The sequence below is a fragment of the Oligosphaera ethanolica genome, assembly GCF_030814695.1.
Lineage (GTDB): Bacteria > Verrucomicrobiota > Lentisphaeria > Oligosphaerales > Oligosphaeraceae > Oligosphaera > Oligosphaera ethanolica.
In genome coordinates, this window is the sequence record NZ_JAUSVL010000001.1 from 4,835,429 (window position 1) to 4,854,158 (window position 18,730).

At 57.6% G+C, this 18,730-nt stretch carries 13 protein-coding genes; 5 read left to right on the forward strand and 8 right to left on the reverse strand.

The annotated features are described in order from the left end of the window. From cysK to J3R75_RS16800, 4 genes are all read right to left on the reverse strand, one after another. Nucleotides 1-921, reverse strand: coding sequence for a cysteine synthase A (gene cysK / locus J3R75_RS16785; RefSeq protein ID WP_307264017.1), 921 nt, complete (start codon nucleotides 919-921; stop codon nucleotides 1-3). 265 nt (nucleotides 922-1,186) lie between these two features. Then, nucleotides 1,187-1,633, reverse strand: coding sequence for a hypothetical protein (locus tag J3R75_RS16790; protein ID WP_307264020.1), 447 nt, complete (start codon nucleotides 1,631-1,633; stop codon nucleotides 1,187-1,189). Between the two features lie 157 nt (nucleotides 1,634-1,790). Next, nucleotides 1,791-3,452 carry a beta-L-arabinofuranosidase domain-containing protein gene (locus J3R75_RS16795; protein WP_307264022.1) on the reverse strand — a complete coding sequence of 554 codons (1,662 nt, stop codon included), beginning with the start codon at nucleotides 3,450-3,452 and terminating at the stop codon, nucleotides 1,791-1,793. Between the two features lie 57 nt (nucleotides 3,453-3,509). Continuing rightward, nucleotides 3,510-4,229, reverse strand: coding sequence for a class II aldolase/adducin family protein (locus J3R75_RS16800; protein WP_307264024.1), 720 nt, complete (start codon nucleotides 4,227-4,229; stop codon nucleotides 3,510-3,512). 278 nt (nucleotides 4,230-4,507) lie between these two features. On the opposite strand from J3R75_RS16800, the gene J3R75_RS16805 reads away from it, so the two are divergent. Both J3R75_RS16805 and J3R75_RS16810 read left to right on the forward strand, forming a co-directional pair. Then, the gene (locus J3R75_RS16805) at nucleotides 4,508-6,691 is read left to right on the forward strand and encodes a sodium-translocating pyrophosphatase (protein WP_307264027.1); all 2,184 of its coding nucleotides are present in this window, start codon (nucleotides 4,508-4,510) and stop codon (nucleotides 6,689-6,691) included. A 16-nt stretch (nucleotides 6,692-6,707) separates the two neighbouring features. Beyond that, nucleotides 6,708-7,493: a hypothetical protein gene (locus tag J3R75_RS16810; RefSeq protein WP_307264030.1), complete on the forward strand. Its 786-nt coding sequence runs from the start codon at nucleotides 6,708-6,710 to the stop codon at nucleotides 7,491-7,493. Nucleotides 7,494-7,639: 146 nt separating this feature from the next. On the opposite strand, the gene J3R75_RS16815 is transcribed toward J3R75_RS16810, so the two are convergent. Together J3R75_RS16815 and J3R75_RS16820 are read right to left on the reverse strand one after the other, a co-directional pair. Continuing rightward, a complete protein-coding gene (locus tag J3R75_RS16815; RefSeq protein WP_307264033.1) occupies nucleotides 7,640-7,900 on the reverse strand; it encodes a hypothetical protein in 261 nt (86 codons plus the stop codon). A gap of 249 nt (nucleotides 7,901-8,149) precedes the next feature. Further along, on the reverse strand, nucleotides 8,150-8,326 hold the full coding sequence (locus J3R75_RS16820) for a hypothetical protein (RefSeq protein ID WP_307264035.1): 177 nt from the start codon (nucleotides 8,324-8,326) through the stop codon (nucleotides 8,150-8,152). A gap of 764 nt (nucleotides 8,327-9,090) precedes the next feature. On the opposite strand from J3R75_RS16820, the gene J3R75_RS16825 reads away from it, so the two are divergent. Further along, on the forward strand, nucleotides 9,091-10,128 hold the full coding sequence (locus J3R75_RS16825; protein WP_307264037.1) for a LacI family DNA-binding transcriptional regulator: 1,038 nt from the start codon (nucleotides 9,091-9,093) through the stop codon (nucleotides 10,126-10,128). 234 nt (nucleotides 10,129-10,362) lie between these two features. Beyond that, nucleotides 10,363-11,103 (forward strand): prepilin-type N-terminal cleavage/methylation domain-containing protein, encoded by a 741-nt coding sequence (locus J3R75_RS16830; protein ID WP_307264040.1) that lies wholly within the window; start codon nucleotides 10,363-10,365, stop codon nucleotides 11,101-11,103. A gap of 75 nt (nucleotides 11,104-11,178) precedes the next feature. Here the strand turns inward: J3R75_RS16830 and J3R75_RS16835 are convergent, their stop codons facing one another. Next, the gene (locus J3R75_RS16835) at nucleotides 11,179-11,451 is read right to left on the reverse strand and encodes a hypothetical protein (RefSeq protein WP_307264042.1); all 273 of its coding nucleotides are present in this window, start codon (nucleotides 11,449-11,451) and stop codon (nucleotides 11,179-11,181) included. 177 nt (nucleotides 11,452-11,628) lie between these two features. On the opposite strand from J3R75_RS16835, the gene J3R75_RS16840 reads away from it, so the two are divergent. Continuing rightward, entirely contained in the window at nucleotides 11,629-16,230 is a 4,602-nt protein-coding gene (locus tag J3R75_RS16840) for a beta-galactosidase (RefSeq protein WP_307264045.1), read from the forward strand. A gap of 224 nt (nucleotides 16,231-16,454) precedes the next feature. On the opposite strand, the gene J3R75_RS16845 is transcribed toward J3R75_RS16840, so the two are convergent. Next, nucleotides 16,455-18,311, reverse strand: coding sequence for a right-handed parallel beta-helix repeat-containing protein (locus tag J3R75_RS16845; RefSeq protein ID WP_307264047.1), 1,857 nt, complete (start codon nucleotides 18,309-18,311; stop codon nucleotides 16,455-16,457). Nucleotides 18,312-18,730 lie beyond the last annotated feature (419 nt).

Here is an 18,730-nt window from a genome sequence, read left to right on the forward strand (position 1 = left end):
TTACTCATACAACCAGGTTGACAGATATCGCTCGCCATTGTCGGGCAGGACGGTGACGATGCGTTTGCCGGACCATTCCGGCTTTTTGCTCAGCTGCAGCGCGGCGTACAATGCCGCACCGGACGAAATGCCAATGAGCAGACCCTCCTGCTTTGCCGCGGCGCGGGCGGTGGCGCCGGCGACATCGGCACCGACTTGGATGATCTCGTCAACAATGTCCGTGTTGAGCGTGCCCGGCACGAAACCCGCGCCGAGGCCCTGAAGTTTATGCGGGCCGGGCGCACCACCGGAGAGGACTGGGCTGGCGTCCGGCTCGACGGCGAAGGCCTTCATGGCCGGATTGCGCTGCTTGAGGACTTCGGCCACGCCGGTGATGGTGCCGCCGGTGCCGACGCCGGCGACCAGTGCATCAATGCGGCCATCGCAGTCACGCCAGATCTCCTCGGCGGTCGTGCGACGGTGCACGGCCGGATTGGCCGCGTTTTCAAACTGCTGGGGCATGAATGCGCCCGGCGTGGCATCCAGGATTTCCTGTGCCTTGGCAATGGCGCCCTTCATGCCGCGTGTGCCGTCGGTTAGGACCAACTCGGCGCCAAAGGCCAGGAGGAGTTTGCGACGTTCAATGCTCATGGTCTCAGGCATGGCCAAAATGAGCTTGTAGCCCTTGACTGCCGCAGCCAGCGCCAAGCCAATGCCGGTATTGCCACTCGTCGGCTCAACAATCGTGCCGCCGGGTTTGAGCAGGCCGCGAGCCTCGGCGTCCTCAATCATCGCCAACCCGATGCGGTCCTTGACGCTGCCACCAGGGTTGAAATACTCAATCTTCGCCAAGACCTCCGCTGAGCCAGCATTCAAACGACCAATGCGGACCAGCGGCGTGTTGCCAATCAACGATAAGATGCTGTCGTGAATTCTTGTCATGAGCGGTGCCTCCTTCGTGACGAATATGGGGACGCGTAAAGTTTAAAACCGGCATTACTATCGTTTGGTTGTGATGTAATACAAGCGATTAACTTAAGAATTATTTTCTGGGGGCTGGGAAGACGGGGGGATGTGGCGGACGCATAGGTCCGCCCCTACAGAATTCGACGGCAATCGCGGGCAATCGCGGGCAATCGCGGGTAATCGGCGCTGTGAACAGGGGGGGCTCAGTCCACGGGAGGGCGTCAGGCGCGTTGAGGGCGCTTTATTTGGTGCCTGGGAGTAAGCGGTTGAAGAAGGCGACGGCTTCATCGCTGCGCTGGGCGGCCGAGAAAACGTACTTGCCGACGGCGTTGCCACCGAGGGCATAGTAACCGACAGCCAGGCCGCCGATGGCGACGCCGCCGACAGCCATGCCACCGATGGCGACAGCGCCGATGGCCATGCCGCCGAGGGAGAGTAGCCCCAGCGACACGCCGCCGAAGGCGAAGGCACCGATGCTGACGCCGCCAAGAGCGAAGACGCCGCGGGCGAGGCCGCCCAGGGCCAGGAAGCCCACGGCGATGTCGCCGATGGCGATAAAACCACGGGCGACGCCGCGCATTTCGTTGTGCTCCGAGTCCGGCCCCATGGCGATGTCGTAGAGGTGCTGGCCGCAGAAGGTGCGGGACGAGCGGATGCGGATGGACCGTGTGCGCGTGCGGTAGTTCATGACGGACCTCCTGGAGTTGTTTGGCGCAGGATAGTTGCGGATCTCTGTTGACACGGCTCTGAAACCGGTAGTGATACTCTTGGAGTTGTTTGGCGCAGGTCGTTGCGGATCTCTGTTGACACGGCTCAGAAACCGGCAGTAATACTGCAGGTGTTGCTTAACGCTGGTCGTTGTGGAACAGCTCGTCCTCAACGAGGGAGCAGGGCGCAGTCAAGGGGAAGAAGGTACGTGCCCGTTTGTCGCTGGCGAAACGGCTGAAGAGAACGTCGAATTCACGGTAGCTCTGATTGGGGATCATGCAGGGGACGCGGATGAGACCGCTGTCGGCGAGATACTCGGGGTGGCCATTGATGGCTAGCAAGTCCATGGCGTGGCCGTTGAGCTGGTTGCGTTCAAGTTCCACGCCATAGACCAGCGGGCCGCGCATGAGCGCTGCCCGGCCTTGTTGTGCCATAGTGCCGCGGACGAGGCGTGGCGTCATGGGCATGCTCAGGCGCAGCTGGTGGGTGCCGGACCAACGTCGGCGCAGGCTGAACCAGCCGCCGCCCGGCGCGCTGAAAGACTCGTCGTCGAGGCATATTTCTGCCTGGCGGCACCACGCCGGGATGCGCAGTTGCAGCGTCATATCCCGATTGGCGGTGATACTCATCGTGATGCAGTCGTCTTCGGGGTAATTGCCGCGCTGGGCGATGTGGACATTGGGGAGGTTGAGGGTGGCGTCGCCGTAGAAATTGACGGCATAGCCGTCGGGGGTCTGGAAGAAGAACGCGTCCGGTAGCTCGAACATCATCCGACGCAAGTTATTGGGGCAGCAGTAGGTTTCATTTTCGTACCACTGGCCGGCTTCATTGAAGGGGATGAAATAGCGCTGGCGGAGGCCGTCGGCCGACTGGGCGCCGAAGAAGGCGTTGTAGAGCACGCGTTCGCAGAGATCGCCATAGACGCTGTCGGCGTCGAGTTCGAGCATGGTGAGGCTGCAGCGCAGGAGGTATGCGGACACGCAGGTCTCGCCCCATTTGCCGAGGCCAGTCTGGGTGTTGTCCCAGATTTCGCCCCAGTTGATGCCGCCAGAGCAGGAGCCCGTGATGGATGTGTAGCCGCCGTGGAGAACGCGGGTGTAGAGTTCGCGGGCGCCGGCGAAGAGCTCGTCTTTGTCGTCGCCGGTGATTTGCGCGTACTGGAGTTGGGCGAGGACGCGGGCGATCCAGGTGTAGACATGGGCAATGCCGTTGACGGTGAGCATGCGGTTGTAAACATCAAGATTGCTGCAGAGCTTGAACTGATTGACGCAATAGTCCAGGAAACGCTTGTCGCCGGATTCCTGGTAGAGCATGAGAAAAGCTGTTTCCAAGCCGAGGTTCAGGCCGGTATGGCGCTTGATCAGGAAGTCGCCAAGGCGCAGTGCCGCCGCGAGAGCGGCGTTGTTGCCGGCGTGGCGGTGATCGAGGACGAATGCCTGAATCATGTAGGCCTGCTCGTGGTTGTCCCAGAAGCCGATCTTGTCGGCGAAGGCCGTGATTGCGCCGTCTGCAGACTGGGTGGCGATCAGTTCAGCGATGCGTTCGTCCTTCAGGAGCCGCAGTTCCTCGCCGCCAATGCTCCGCGCGGCGGCCTTGACGATGCCGTCCATGAGCATGCCATAGCCGACAAAGCCGCCGGGGACCTCCGGCTCGCTTCGGCGCTGTTTGAAGTGCCGGGCGAATTTCCCTTCGAGATCGAGGTGATGGAGAATCTTGTCGGCGCTGATGGCCAGGCGCTGGCCGATTTCGCCGCCGACCGTAACGGAGCCGACGGGCACTTTCTGGAAACGGTTTGTCATGGTGAGCCTGCCTATTAGGTGGTCGTTGAGGAACGGTATTTGTGACGTGTGGCTAGGTCAGTGCGGGTAGGCATCGCTGAGTTTACTGATGACGCCAGGCGCACCGGGCATGGGCAGGCCGCGGGTCTGGATGGTCCGGCTCAGCTTGTCCACTTCACGGTCGGGTATGCGGGTGACCGTACCCAGTGATTTGGCGACAAAGAGCGACTGGGCCATGGCTTCGACCATTTCCAGCAGTTCGAGGGCGCGCCAGGGGCCGTCTGGACTGCAGATCATGACACCGTGATTGCGCATGATGAACGCGTTGGAACGGCGGATGACGCTGTCAAAGGCGGCCGCTAGCTCAGCGGACAACGGCTCGGCGTAGGGCACGTAGAGCAGGGGGCCAAGTTCTATGATCGGCTCGGGCAAGAGTGGCGCGGAAAGCAGCGGCTCATCAATCAGCGAAAAGCCAGTGAGGACCGGCGGATGGGCATGCACCAGGCCTTTGATGTCCGGTCGCTGCCGCAGGATATTTAGGTGAATAGGCGTTTCGCCAGTTGGCTTGCGGCTATTGCCGGCGTAGCGCGTAGTGCCGTCCATGCCGATGATGACGATGTCGTCAAAGGTCAACGCGCGCTTGGCGACTTTGGTCGGCGTGATCAGCACGGTCTCGGCATCGACTCGGCTGGAGAGATTGCCGCCGTGAGAACTCACATAGCCCAATTCGCCCAGACGGACTGCTGCCGCAACCAGTTCGCTGATGGCTGATTCGTATTTCTTCTGCTGATCATGCATCGCCGAGTGCTCCCGTTGTGTCTGGATGGTGCTGGGCGGCGCCGCCCAGCGTGACAGAGGCTAATGTAGTCCCTGGAAACTGCGTAAAAAAGTGTGGGCTGAACAAGTGGTTACTGGACGTAGCCGGCAATTTGCCACGGTTACGGTCTTTCATGTATGGTAAACAAAGCTAGGTTGAAAAAAGTCATGGAACGTGTTATAACTCCCTTAAATCATCATGAGTATGATGCCCGTTGGGGAAGCGTGAACACAGGCAGAAAACTGTCCAGGAGGTTGCGATGAACGTATGGCTGATAGCGGCGGTGGTGGCGGCGTTGGGACTGGCGTGGGTGAACTTCCGCATCGTTTGCGGCCAGCAACCGGGAACGGACAAGATGCAGGCCATTGCCAAGGCCATTCAGGAAGGCGCCGACGCCTTTTTGCGCCTGCAGTACCGGAAGATCGCAGTCATTGCAGTGCTGATTCTGTTGGTACTGGCGGTGGTGGTATCCTGGCAGGCCGCGGTTGCCTTCGTCATCGGTGCGAGTATGAGCGCGACTGCAGGCTGGATCGGCATGAAGACGGCGACGCTGGCGAACGTGCGCGTGGCCAACAAAGCTCGGGAGACTGAGAGCCTGGGCGAGACGCTAAAAGTGGCCTTCCTCGGCGGGAGTGTGATGGGCCTGGCGGTGGGCGGCTTCGCCTTGTTGGGCCTGGGCGTGGTTGTTTACGTCTTTGGCCATCTCATGGGGCAGATGCGACCGGAGATGCTGACCGTGCATGGCAATTGGCTGGGCATTCCAGGTATTCGCGACATTCCCTTCACCATGACGGTGTCTGGCTACGCTCTTGGCTGCTCCATCATTGCCATGTTCAACCGCGTAGGCGGTGGCATCTACACGAAGGCGGCTGACATGGGCGCCGACCTCGTCGGCAAAATGGAAGCCGGCATACCTGAGGACGATCCGCGCAATCCAGCAACCATCGCCGACAACGTGGGCGACAATGTCGGCGATGTCGCTGGACTTGGTTCGGACCTGCTTGAGAGCTACGTCGGCGCGATGATTTCAGCGTTGGTGCTGGTTTCCTGCCAATTCTTCAGTCGGGCGCAGAGCGCTTCGCCCATGACGGCGATGCAATTGGAGAAGCTCATTGCTTATCCGCTGCTGTTTGGCGCGCTGGGGCTTTTGTCCTGTGTGGTGGGCATAACGACGATGCTCGTGCGCAAGATGTCCAATCGGCCGCATCGCGAGCTCAATGGCGTGACCATGCTTTCGGCGGTGTTGACCATTGTGTTCACCGGCATCGCCGGCCGGGTGTTTTTTAGCGGCGAGGACATGGCGTCGATGGGCTTCAGCGTCGGCTGGATGTCGCCTTGGGCTTGCGCCGTACTGGGCATTTTGGCTGGCATCGTCATTGGCAAAATTGCGGAGTACTACACGAGTTTTGACTTTCGGCCGACCAAGGCGGTCGCCGAAGCGTCCCGCGAGGGTGCGGCGTTGACGATTACGCAGGGCATGGCTTGCGGCATGAATTCGGTGATCGGGCCAGTTCTGGTGCTGGGCACCACGATTATACTGGCGCATACCTTCGGTGGGCTCTATGGCGTGGCGATGGCCGCGATTGGCATGCTGTCCTTCGTGACCGTGACAGTGTCGGTCGATACCTACGGGCCGATTGCCGACAATGCCGGTGGTATCAGCGAGATGGCCCAGCTCAATCATCACGTGCGCGAGATTACCGACAATCTGGATGCCGTGGGCAATACCACGGCGGCCATCGGCAAGGGCTTCGCCATTGGTAGTGCGGCACTGGCGGCGTTGTCGCTGTTTGCGTCGTATATCTACGCCCAAGCCGGTGATCGAGCCGCAGCGCCGGATTTTTCGCTCATCCTGAACATGATTAACACCCTGACGCTTTCAGGCGCGGTAGTGGGGGCGGGCTTGCCCTATTTGTTTTCTGGCATACTGATTGAGGCGGTAGCCAAAGCCGCGCGACGCATGGTGCAGGAGGTCCGCGAGCAGTTCGCGCGCAATCCGGGAATCATGACCGGCGAAGTCTTGCCGAACTACCGCCAGTGCGTGGAGATATCGTCTGCCGGCGCCTTGCGGGAGATGAAGATACCGGCGCTGATTGCGGTGTTGTCGCCATTGGTCTTCGGCTTTATTTTCGGTGCGGAATTTGTGGGCGGGTTGTTGATTGGCACGACCTTGTCGGCGATCATGTTGGCCTTATACACGGCGAATGCCGGCGGCGCCTGGGACAACGGCAAGAAGTACATTGAAAGTGGACATTTTGGCGGCAAGGGCTCGGAAGCGCACAAGGCGGCGGTGATCGGCGACACAGTCGGCGATCCTTTGAAGGACACTGTTGGGCCCTCTCTGGACATCCTGATCAAGATCATGTCGGTGGTGTCGCTGATTTCGGTGTCGATTTTTGCCAAGTATAACATTTACGATTGGTTGACGTCATTCATGCGCTAAAGCCAGGAGGTGCCCCATGCAGACGAATCTGTATCTGACAGTATTTCCCATGGAGGCGCTGATTGCCTCGCAGCTGTCTCCGGAGGCCTTCGCCGCGTATATGTCGGTCGGTGCGCGCAAGGGGTCGGCTGAAGCGCTGATATTCATCTGCATCAATAAAGAAAATGGCCCGTTTTGCTGGGAGGAAGCGCGGCAGAAATGCGTACCGCATGCGGATGGGCGGCCCAAGCGCTCGTTTTATCTGTCCATTCATCGCGTACTGGAAAACCTCGATTTGGAGACCATGGGCGACTTATATTTGGTGACGCGCGATGGTCGTTGCCTGGCCTTGCAGCGGCCGGGCATTGGCGGTGGCGAATGCCAAATGCCGGAGGATTGGGACGGCATTGGCCTCTACAAGGAACTATGCCCAGTACATCCCCTGGTGGTGAGTTGTCGACCACCCGGTGACTTCGGCGCGTATATGACGTCGCCGGACAATCGCGTGTCGGTGCCGAGTCTGCTGTTTGCGGATTTGCGTATTGTCACAACGCCCGAACAAAGCCAGGTGGGCAGCCGCGTCGGTACGCTCTTCGACCGGCGCATGGAGCATCTGAAAAGTTGTATTGAAGAAGTGCAGCAGCGGCGGGACAAAGGCGCGAAGATTGTCGACCGCAGCTACGCATCGCGTTTTTCCTATGGCCTGATCAAGAACGGCGTCTACCTCTGTCGGGGCCAACAGTGTCTGTTCTGGCCTATGCCAAGCCGCGACAGCCTTAAGGAAACGGCTTACGACTGGGGGCGTTCCGCAGAAATTTTCTAAAGAAAAAGGCCCTGCTGGCGCTGAGTTGAGCAGCATGCCAGGCAGGGCGGCGGCGATGAAAACGCAGGGGGCGTTTTAGGCGAATCAGTCTTTGAGGCGGGCGCGGGCGCCGAAGGGGACAACGTATACCATTGTGTGACAGTGACTTAATATTTCGCTTGGAGAACGCCATATTGGCCGGGCACGTCGCGTCTCACCGTGCCCGACAGAGGCATGTCGTGCATCCAATAGCATTGACTCCTATGAAACCTGCTGCCGCAAAGGTCGGCGGAAATCAAGGTCGCATGGCTGGGCAGCGGCTGGCAGTGGGTGTCCTGCAAATTGTCCCCGCTGTTTTCCCCTCCGGGGTGGTTACTGACCGATGGCGTCTCGCGGCCGTGGAGTGGGCGTCTCGCCCACTCCGACAATACGGCTCATTAAACCATCCTCGTCATCCACGCCGACCGTACCCGGCCCGTCTCCCCCTCGCGCTCCTCCACCTATCCCATTTCGGCTCAGCGCCTTGCGGCAGAGGGCTCGTGTCGGGCTTTTTACCGCTGTTTTCGCAGAAGTCATGGCTATTTTGTGGCTAATGAAAGGCCGAAAGCACGCTTATGGCAGGCAAATATAGTTTTCGGATGACCTCGAGCCGTGCGCACAGTGGCTGGAGGCCGCTGCTATTCTGGGCCCGCTATGACTCCGCTGCCGCAAACATCGGCGGAAATCAGGGGCGGATGGTTGGGCGGCGGTTGGCCGTGGGTTTCCTGCAACTTGTCCCCGGTGTTTTCCCCTCCGGGGTGGTTACTCCTATGAAACACGCTGCCGCAAAGGTCAGCCATTGATATTGGATGCACGGCATGCCCCCTCCGACGCGGTGAGACGGGACGTGCCTAACCAATGTGGCGCCCTCCAGGCGCAATTCCAAGTTGTTGTCACACCCCTGGTTGCGGCGCCCTCCGGGCGCCTCACCAGGGTTTATGCATGGTACGGCCCTCCGGGCCGAACTTGGCCGATCAGACGACTTGCTTTGTCCGATTCGGGTCGAAAACCACCATCGTTTAATATCCATGTTTTTGCGCCGTAGGCGCATAACCATGCTTAACCCCAGGCTTTAGCCTGGGGACGCCGCCTGCCAACAGACAGTGCCTCGTAGAGGCACCACAGTTTTGGTTATCAATCACTCCTATGAAACCCGCTGCCGCAAACATCGGCGGAAATCAGGGTCGGATGGTTGGGTGGCGGTTGGCCGTGGGTTTCCTGCAAATTGTCCCCGGTGTTTTCCCCTCCGGGGTGGTTACTGATCGATTACCAGGCAAGGGTAATGCCTCACTCATACTCAGCTGCCACCGGGAAGTCCCGTGCTTTTTTGCCCAAAGTGGTGAAAACCGTCCCCTGTGGCATTTGTGCGTCGCAAAGTGGCTCCAGTTTGAACGAGGCTATCGCAAGCTAAGCCTGCAGCGCTCAAAATAGTGGTGGCGGCTACGGCTAGTGTCAATCACTGATACATATAGCCATGGCGTCGGTGCCTCTTTTTCACATTTGACTATCGGTAAAGATAGACTAGAATAGATTCGTTTAACTTAGCGTTAAATCAAAAAAAATAGAGTGGAGATTGTTTGTGGCTGGTAAGCATGGACAGGTTCGGTTGCAGGATATTGCTCTTGAGGTCGGGGTATCTGTTGTCACAGTTGCGAAAGTACTGAACAACACGGGTGGTAAGAACACTCGGGTCAGCGACCGGGTAGCGGAGAAGATACGTGCTTGCGAGCGTCGTTTGGGCTATCAGCCCAACCAATTAGCGCGGCAGTTGGCGGGTAAATCCAGTGACATCATCGGGGTTGCCATGGACAGCTACGCACCGGCGATATTTCATACGCGGCTGGCGATGATGGAGCAGGTCGCGTCGTCACTGGGCTATCGTTTTTTGGTTGGTCAGGCGCATGATACGATTGACAAAATGGTATCCTTTGCGCGTGATTTTGAATCTTACAATGTAGCTGGGATCATCTGCCTAGCGCATAATTATCCCGGCTATTCATCTTGCATTGCCAGTGCCTATCCAGCGGACAAGACGGTGTTTATGGAGAAGCCGGAGGGTATGGCGCGTCCTTGTTATGTCAGTTTAGCGGTAGAGGACGCCTTTTGCGATGCCGTACAGCACATGGCTGCTCGTGGGCGCACGCGTCCGGTTTTGTTTTTGAAAGGCAATTTGCAGACGAATTATGGCATGGATCTTCGGCAACAAGGGTATCTATCCGGTTTAGCGGGGAGTGGCCTGAATTATTCACGAGTGATCATGCTTCAACCGGAGGACGAGGCGTGTTCGCTTGTGCTACAGGAACGTGTCCGCAGCCTGCTGTGCACTGATCGCCCTGACGCGTTTATTGCCGCTAACGATCATATTGCCGGTGCCTTGCTTCGGGCCTTGTTGAAGCTGAAAGTGAGGGTGCCGGAAGACGTGGCGCTTATGGGTTTTGACAATGTCGATTTTGCGAAATTATTGACGCCTTCCCTGACCACCTTTGATGACCGCAGTGACGTCATTGCGGAGTCACTAGTTACCATGCTGGTAGCTTTGATTCAAGACCCCGATTTGCCGATTGAGTGTCGGCAAAAAAGGGTACGCCCGAAATTGATCGTTCGTGAGTCTACTTGAGTGTCCGTCGACGAATGGGATTCAGTAAGGATGCTAGAAAGGATCATTGGCTGAGAGTATGACGAGGCGTTTCTGTTCACCAGCCATGTAGGCATGGAAACGTTCGTGCTGGGTAAGAAGCACCGACGGCAACAGTAACAGAAACGATTGCTTGCTTGAGAGCAAGATTGCCAATGAGATGATAGCCCGGGGTGTCGATCAAGTCACATGCATGAAGCCAAGGAGGAAAGAGCCATGAAGAAATCCGCTGCGAGAAAAACCGATGTATCGCCATTCACGCTCATTGAGTTGCTGGTTGTGATCGCAATCATTGCAATACTGGCGGCGATGTTGCTGCCGGCATTAAGCAAGGCACGAGAGAAAGCAATGGCTACGCAATGCGTCAACAACATGAAGCAGAACATGATGTGTATCATGTTCTACAATGATGACAATGATGAATGGGCGTGTTACGGCATTAACGTCGCCAACTACCTGCCAACGGCGAGTGATAGTGGATATGGCGCATATTTAGGAGCTGCAAACAAATACGCGCTGGCCCCTGTTATGACCTGCCCAAATGGCCGTCGCTGCTGGGCGGATGGCTACGAAAGAACCAACACGACCCCTAGTGGGGGCATGCCAAATTTCAGCTATGGCGGCAATGGTTATTATCTAAAGGAAAACGGCAAGATATTGCGCTTCACATCCATCAAGAAAGCGTCTGGCCGGGGTATTTTGTTTGAGATTGGCAAGCCGCTTGTTGAGAGTTCGAGCAGCGAGAAGTTGGCGTACGGGGGCAGCAAACGCCATCGTGAAAACATTGCCTTTCGCCATGGCACTGACGCGACTAACATCGCTTTTGCCGACGGTCATGTCGAGAGCAGGCGTTATTTCGCCGTTCCTTCGTGTCCCCCGCAAAACAACTGGGCCTACCGTACATACGATAAGGAAGAATTATTTGCTGATCACAGTGAGATTCCAGACAGTTTCTAAGGCACACAGAAAAAGGGGCGTGGCATGCGTTTTTATGAACTGCTGGGTCGTTTTTTGTTTCTTGCTCTTACTTGTTCAGGTCTTATCGGCGAGGACGTGCATCGCCTGCGCAACCCGACCTTTGCTGCTGGCGCCGACGGCTGGCAGATACATCTTGGTGAGGTTGATGCCGGGGTGTCCCGCGAAGGCGGCGGCGGCAGTTTGCGTCTGCGTTTTCCCGGACCGCCCGCCACTGGGCAAGCCATAGCGCATCAGACGCTCACGCTGAATCAGGACACCCCGAAAGCGATTGTCTTTGGTTGTGCCAGCAAGGCCGAGGGACTCCGAGCCGACGTTGCGCCTTCGCATGCCTTGTATGGGGTGGAACTCTGCGTTGACTTTCAGGATGGTTCGCGGGCCTGGATTTCTCCAGAGGAGAAATTTTCATATGGGACCCATTCGTGGGAGGAGTTATCGTCGGCTTATGTTCCTCCGCGAGCCATCAAGGCGGTGACTTTTTACTGCCGTTTGCGTCACGAAGGCACGGTGTGGTTTGACGATTTTATATTGTACGAGGTTGGTTCACTTGTCGGCGAGGCGATGGCGGGTTGTTCTGTGCAAGAGATTGGTGACGAGATAGTGCTGGAGAATGACTTTGTGCGCCTGGTTTTGGACCCCGGCCGCGGCGGCACCTGCCGTGATTTTGTCGTCAAGGCCGATAGCAGTCGTTTTAGTGGCGAGCAGCATCACGATTATCGCATGTTTACGGATCGTCTGCGGGTAGGTGGCTCTTGTTTCGACCGCGTGTACACGGCGGAGATAATCAAGAACACGGCGGCGGCGGCGGAATTGCGCTTGACTGTTGCTGGTCCCGATGGCTATCCTTTTCTAGACATTATCAAGACTCTGCGCCTGACGAAATATTCCAGTGCGCTGGAGGTTCGCTACGAGTATTACAATCGTCCCGAAGCCATGGGGGACTTAATCATTGAGCCTTATTTTCGCAATGGCTGGAATCTTCAGAGTAGCCCAGGGCAGCAGTATTTGGTGCCGTTGGCCGACGGCGTTCAGGCCTATGGCTGCCAGGGAGGCGATACCTACTTGGCGGAGCCGGTCGCTGGCTGGATTGCCGCGGTGGATGGCCAAGGCCGGGGCATGGTGTGCGAATTTGACTATACTCGCGCCGCGATGTTTTATCTCTGGCGTGGCGGGCAGGACAAGACGACCGCTGAATGGGCTTTTTCGCCAGTGAGCATTCCAGCGGGCCAGCGTTTTTCGACGTTGCTCACGTTTTATCCCGTGACGCCCTTGACTGCGGTTGGCAATGCTGAGAATGGCATTGCCTCGGAGGTCATACTGGGTGAGGGTGACCAATATCGACTTGATTTTGTGGCTTCGCGCTCCTATCTACTGCGTTGCCAAGCTGCTATCGTAGCCCAGGACGGCAGCCAGCAGACCTTGACAGCCTACATAAATCTCCTGCCAGGCAAGCGCACATCGCTGACATTGCCGGCTGCCGGGCCCAAACCAGCGATGATCCGCTACGCGCTTTACGATGGCAAGACAATGGTCTATGAGTCGGAGCACCCCCTGATAGCGGGGTATGTCTTCAGGCCCAAACAGCCCAAGGCTAAGCCGGCCGAAATTCTCCCTTTCAGCATTGAGTTGACAGACTCCGTGCCCAGCAGGCACACGGCTTGGGCGCGACCTTACACGGGAGGAAAGCTGCGGGCCTTGCTTCTTGTTGATATCCTGCACCAGCGCGAAGTCGTCGAACTCAGTCAGAGACTGGACATGGAATGCCGGGTGATTCGAATCAGCATGAATGAGAATATCATGAAGTGGGGCATGTGTGATCGCTACAATGTGTTTTCCTATGCTGACGCCAATCTGAGCTTGAAAAAAGAGCTTGCCACGCCCTATGATGTGATTGTTGTCAGCGGCGGCTTATGGAAACACCTTGATGCTGGCAACACCGCCACTCTGCTATCGCAGCTGGCTCGGGGGACTGGCCTGGTGCTGATTGAACCGGGTGCCCTGCCGGCCGACGTCATGACCGCTGCCGGCATGATGTCGGGCCATGACGCTGAGGTGTCCGAGTATAGCCCGCATTACATCTGCACCGGCATACCTTTGTCGTTGCTGCCACACCGGCTTTCCGGGGGGCTGCGGTTGGCGCCATGGATGCGGACGATATCCCCTCTCGCTGCGGCCGGCGAGAATGCATCACATCGCTGCGTGGTATTTTCTTATGTTGCGTCCGCAGGCCTGACGCCAGTGATACCTTGGTCTGACCCGGAACCCCCGCACCGTTATCAGGATTACTCACTGGGCTTGCTGGCCAGAGCCATGATCTGGGCGTCACGCAGAGAGCCTCAGGTTGTCATGCGTGACTTGGCCTGCGACGGTCATCGCGTCGTCTTTTTCCTAAGCGGCGAGTTGCCTGGAGCCAAAGTCAGGCTGATCATGTCCAATCCAGCCCTAGGCCATCGTCAGGAATGGGAAAGTGCCTTGTCGCTTGGACCCGAAATCAGCCTACCCTTGCCTGAGCACTTCTGGCCTGGTGAATGCATCATCGATGTCATGCTTGTGGGAGAAAATGGTGTCATTGACTGGGGCAGCACGTGTTTCACCGAGGAGCAGCCGGCGAAGTGGACGTCCCTGACGCTTGCCGATGAAATGGTTGCTGTCGGCGGCAGCATTAGTGGCCACGCCACGCATTCCGGTGAGAAGAACTACCAGATGCGTTTTGAGCTGACAGACGCCTATGGCCGCCTGATCGACGCCGTTGCCGCCGAGGGCATGGGAACGACTACTTTCAGCCTGCGGGTGCGCGAGGCCGCCACCGGCATCCTCTCTGTCACGGCAAAACTTTTTGCCGGCAACATCCTGCTTGACCGCAAACAGGTCGATGTGCTGTCGCCGTCCCTGCGTATTCACAACGCCATGCCTTTTGCCACGGGCGACATGGGCTACAAATATAATCTCCGACGATATCTCAATCCCCTGCGCTTTGCCCAATTTCGCGCTGCCGGGGTCAACGAAATACGCTTTTGGCACAATAGTGTTGATGCCGCCTATCGGGACCACTTGCGTTATGCCTTTCCTTTCGACTTTCCGCTGGCCGGCCATCACCTGTGGAGCTTCACCAAAGATTTTGCCGAGCCCTATTCGGCAACCAGGGACAAACGCTATCTCTGCCGGCGTCCTTGTCTGAATGATCCTGACTATCTGGCGAGCTACCGCGAAGGCATTGCCGCCTCAGTGGACAGACTGCTACGCTATTCGCCCGGCAGTTTTGACGTCGGAGATGAAAACTCTTTGACATTGTGGAGCACGCCCTTTGATTTTTGCTTTTCAGAGCACACATTGCGGGCCTTTAGGCAATGGTTGCAGGAGGACTATAGGACTCTTGAGCGTCTCAATCATGAATGGGGTACTGCCTTTGCTGACTGGTCTGAGGTGACGCCGGATACGACATTGGAAAGCCGCCAGCGCGCCAGCATTACGCGTCGATACGCAGCCTGGGCGGATCACCGACGTTTTATGGAATTGACCTTCTGTGGCGCATTTCAGATCGTCAAGGACATCATCCATGAGAAGGCCCCGGGCATTCCTCTTGACATGTCAGGCACCCAGCCTCCCAATGGTTATACAGGCATGGACATGTGGCTGCTTAGCAAGGTAATTGACATCCCAGCGGCATATGACCGGGAGAATTTGGCTGAAATCATCCGTTCGTTTGGTCGTCCTCTGATCAAGCCGTGGTATGGTTATGGCAATGACGGCATAGGCGTTGCCTACCGTGTGTGGTATGACGCTTTCCGCTTCAAAAACTACGGCATATCCTACTACACCTCGACGAACTTGCTGTTACCGGATTATCGTCTGCCGCGGCAGGTTCAGGAGCTTGGCGAGCACGCACGCGATCTCCGGGAGGGCGGCGCGTTGTTGCTGAAACACCTGGAAGACACGCCGGAGGTGCTGATTCATTATTCGCACCATTCCATACATGCTGCGGTGATTGAAGACCGCTATGCTGATTTCACGGCTGCGCGTGAGCTTTGGTGTCAGCTTTTGGATGACATGGCGATACACTACCGTTTTGTGTCCTACGAGGAAATTGAGAACGGCGAGTTAAGCCGCAACAGCGCCCGGATATTGATTTTGCCGCACTCGTCGGCACTATCGGTGGCGGAGGCCGAAGCCATTGAGCGCTTTGCGCGGGAAGGCGGTCTGGTAGTGGCGGACCGGTATGTGGGTATCATGAACAAGCATTGCAGTATGCAGAGCCAGGGACTTTTGGACGGTCTTTTTGGTTTGGTGCGACCCGATCGTGACAAAGGCGAAAATGTTGAGATGGAGATAAGTCGCACGAATATTCTGGGTACTGTCGGCATGACGTCAGGTCCCAATCCTCAGCTTGCGGGTCGGGCGCTGTATCTCAACCCAGTAGGGAAGGGCAAGGCGCTTTATCTCAACCTACATTGGCCGCAGTACACCACTGTTCGCTCGCAGTCGGGGAAAAATGCCGGTGCGCTGGCCTACCGGCGTTTGCTTGAGGGGCTTTTTAAGCCTTTTCGCGTGTTACCCGGGGTGGAAATTCATGGTGATGCCTTCACATATGTTCGCAGCTTTGTCTATCATCAGCTAGCCAGTGATGGCGGCGCCCGCTTTGTCGGGCTTGTTCGTGAGGTGGCTGCGCCAGGGGCAGCAACGACAGTGGCTATCAGGTCGGCGTCCCCCGCACACCTCTACGACATGCGACAGAAAGCTTATATTGGCAAAAGTGATAGTTTCAAGGTGACGTTGGCTAATGCCGAAGCGGTTTTTTTTGCCCTCATGCCCTATGAGATTACAGGAGTCAGCATCACCGGGTCATCATGGTGTCGGTCTGGTGATGAGTTGCGTTTCACGGTTGCCGTGGAAAAACACGGTACAGCTTCCTGTGGTCACTCATTTCAGGTCGATGTTTTCGATCCGGATGGCGTCAAGAACGAGTTGTATTCCGATGTTATCTATGGGCATGAGGGATTGGCGACGCTGGTTTTTCGGACGGCATTGAATGATAAAACGGGAATTTGGCAGGTGACGGCTGCAGACTTTATTTCTGGAAAGACTAGCACTACTGCTTTCACGGTGCAGTAACGCAAGTGCCGAGGTATGGTATCAGACATCAGATCGTAGCAGTAAACATGCAGGCGATCGTTGGATTTGTTGGAAGTACTGTCCGTGGATGCATATGCATCGGGCATGGCCAGCACGTATTTTTCGGTCACGTGCTTGATGGCACAGATGGCACCAACGCCGACACATGAGGTAACAGTACAAACGAATAACGATGGTGATAGCACAAAAAGCGTTATGGCGAATCAGTCTTTGAGGCGGGCGCGGGCGCCGAAGGGGCCGCCGTCGGAGGCGCCGCTGTGGCCGATGGAGTCCGGTGCCAGGCGGTAGTCGCGCTTGGCGGCGTCCATGAATACCGGCAGGCCGAATTGCGAGTGGACATCGACCGGGAATTGCTTCTGCAGTTCGGGGAGCTGTTCGAGCATGATACGGTTGTTCTTGGCGAGGCGGTAGAGTGGCTTGTCGCCGACGTACCAGAGATTGTGGTCCATGGTGATCGTGTCGAGCCAGTCAATGTCCATGCGCATACCGGCTTCCGTTGTCTGCACGAAGAGATTGTCTCTGACGACGAAGTTGCGGGTTTCGGCGCGATTTGAGTAGAACATCAAGTGGGCGCCATTGGGGTTGGGGCGTTGGGCATGGGCCCAACCGTAGCCGGAGTCGACGCAGGTGTTGTTGATGAAGGCGATATTTTCGGTAAGTTGGCGGTTCCAGTATTCGAAGGAGAACTCCGAGTTCCAGATGACATTGTTGCGGTAGGTGATGTTGGTCTGTATGGAGTGGACCGGATTGCCGTCGCCGCGGCCCTGGTTGGTGAGCGCCGCGTCGTAAATTTCCCAGACGCGGCAGTTTTCGACCAGGCAGTCCTTGGCGTTATTCCAGAATTCGATGCCGTTGCCGAAGCGTACGGGGACCCCATTGGGGTGAGTGAACTGGTGGGCGCCGCCGATGAAGTAGATGTCGCAGCCGCGAATGGTGACGCCCTCGGCGGAGCCGCCGCCGAAGCCATGGCTGGCGCCGTAGCGGATGGCGAAGTTTTCGAAGAGGATGTTCTTGCGGCCACCGTGTTCGACGACGTGGCCCTTCATGGCCAGTTCGATGCTCTGGTGGAGTTCCGCGGGGTTGCCGTCGTAGCGCAGATAGACGCACTGCTCGTCGGGGGCGTAATAGTAGTCGCCGACCTTGTCAAGGCTGTCCACGGACCACTTTTTCCAGCCGCAGGTTTTGCCGTGGTCGAAGATGATGTTGCCGACATCGACGGGCAGTTCGAGCCCGCCGACTTTCGTGGCGACTTCGGCGCGAACGACCTGCAGTTGGATTTCCTCGCCGTCGCGGAACTGGTCGCCGAGACCAAAGTGGAGTTTCATGGGTTCGGGGGCGATTTCGCTGATGCGATTGAGGACGATTTCGATGTCCTGCCATTCGTCGCGCAGTTCGGCATCGCAGCGGCCATTGGCGAAGCGGCGCCATGGCGTCTGTTCCTGGAGGACATCGATGTTTTTGAGGCGGATGGGCATTTTGCTGCGACCGCGGAGGGTGATGATCAGCGTGTCGTCAAAGCTGGGGATGACCGGTCCCCACAGTTGGATGTGATTGCGGTGGGTGCCGGCTTTGCTGACATTGAGGGTGACGACCACATGGCCTTTGTCGCCGCCGTGGTTGAAGGCGTGGGCGCGGGCGTCGGCCTCGAAGTAGCAGGCCCAATGTCCGGTGCGGAATTCGCGGTCGAGGGGCTCGCGGGCGCCGATGGTTGGTGTTGTAGTACGCCAGAGGCCCGGCCGGATCTGCTCCCAGAGCGCCGGGTTGTCGGCGGCGATGGAGCCTTGGAAGATGGGTAGCGGGCCGTCGCCGTAGTCGGCATAGCGCAGGGGCTGCTCGTCGTCGCCCGTGCCAGGCTGCAGCGTGCCGCGCCAGAGGCCGCCGCGTTTGAACAGCACCTGATCGCCCGGCTGGGCCGGGTTTTTGTTAACTTTTTCCAGGCTTTTCCAGGCTGCCTGCGGGCTCAGGCCGTCAGCGTCGTCATTGCCGCCATGAGAATCGACGTAGTAGGTCGCCGCCGATGCGGCCACGGACAGGGCGAGGAACAGGAACGGCATCTTCATGAAGGCACCTCATGCTGACAGTTGTGCGACATTTCGTGGCTGGAGAGCCGCCGTGCTTCCGCAGTTGATACACCGGCGACATGCACAAGACGGTAACGCCTTGCCCTGGCGAATAATGGCGCGACAGCGAAAGAAGACCGGTGCTGGCTGCAGCTCACGCGATGGCCGCGGTGGGTCGAGGGCATGCGGAGGAAGCTATGCTGGTGGCGTTGATTATCCCATTGGCCGCAGATAATATGGCCGCAGATACTATTTGCGGTGTTGGCAGCCGTTCCATCTGCGTCACCGCTGTTTCCACTGGTTCTTTTGCACGTCCTGAAAAGCTTGGAACTGCATGATTATGGAAAGAGTCTGAGGAACGAGTGGTTGGCATTTGCGAATAGTGTAGCAGCAAAAAACACTGAGAACAGAGCAGCCCG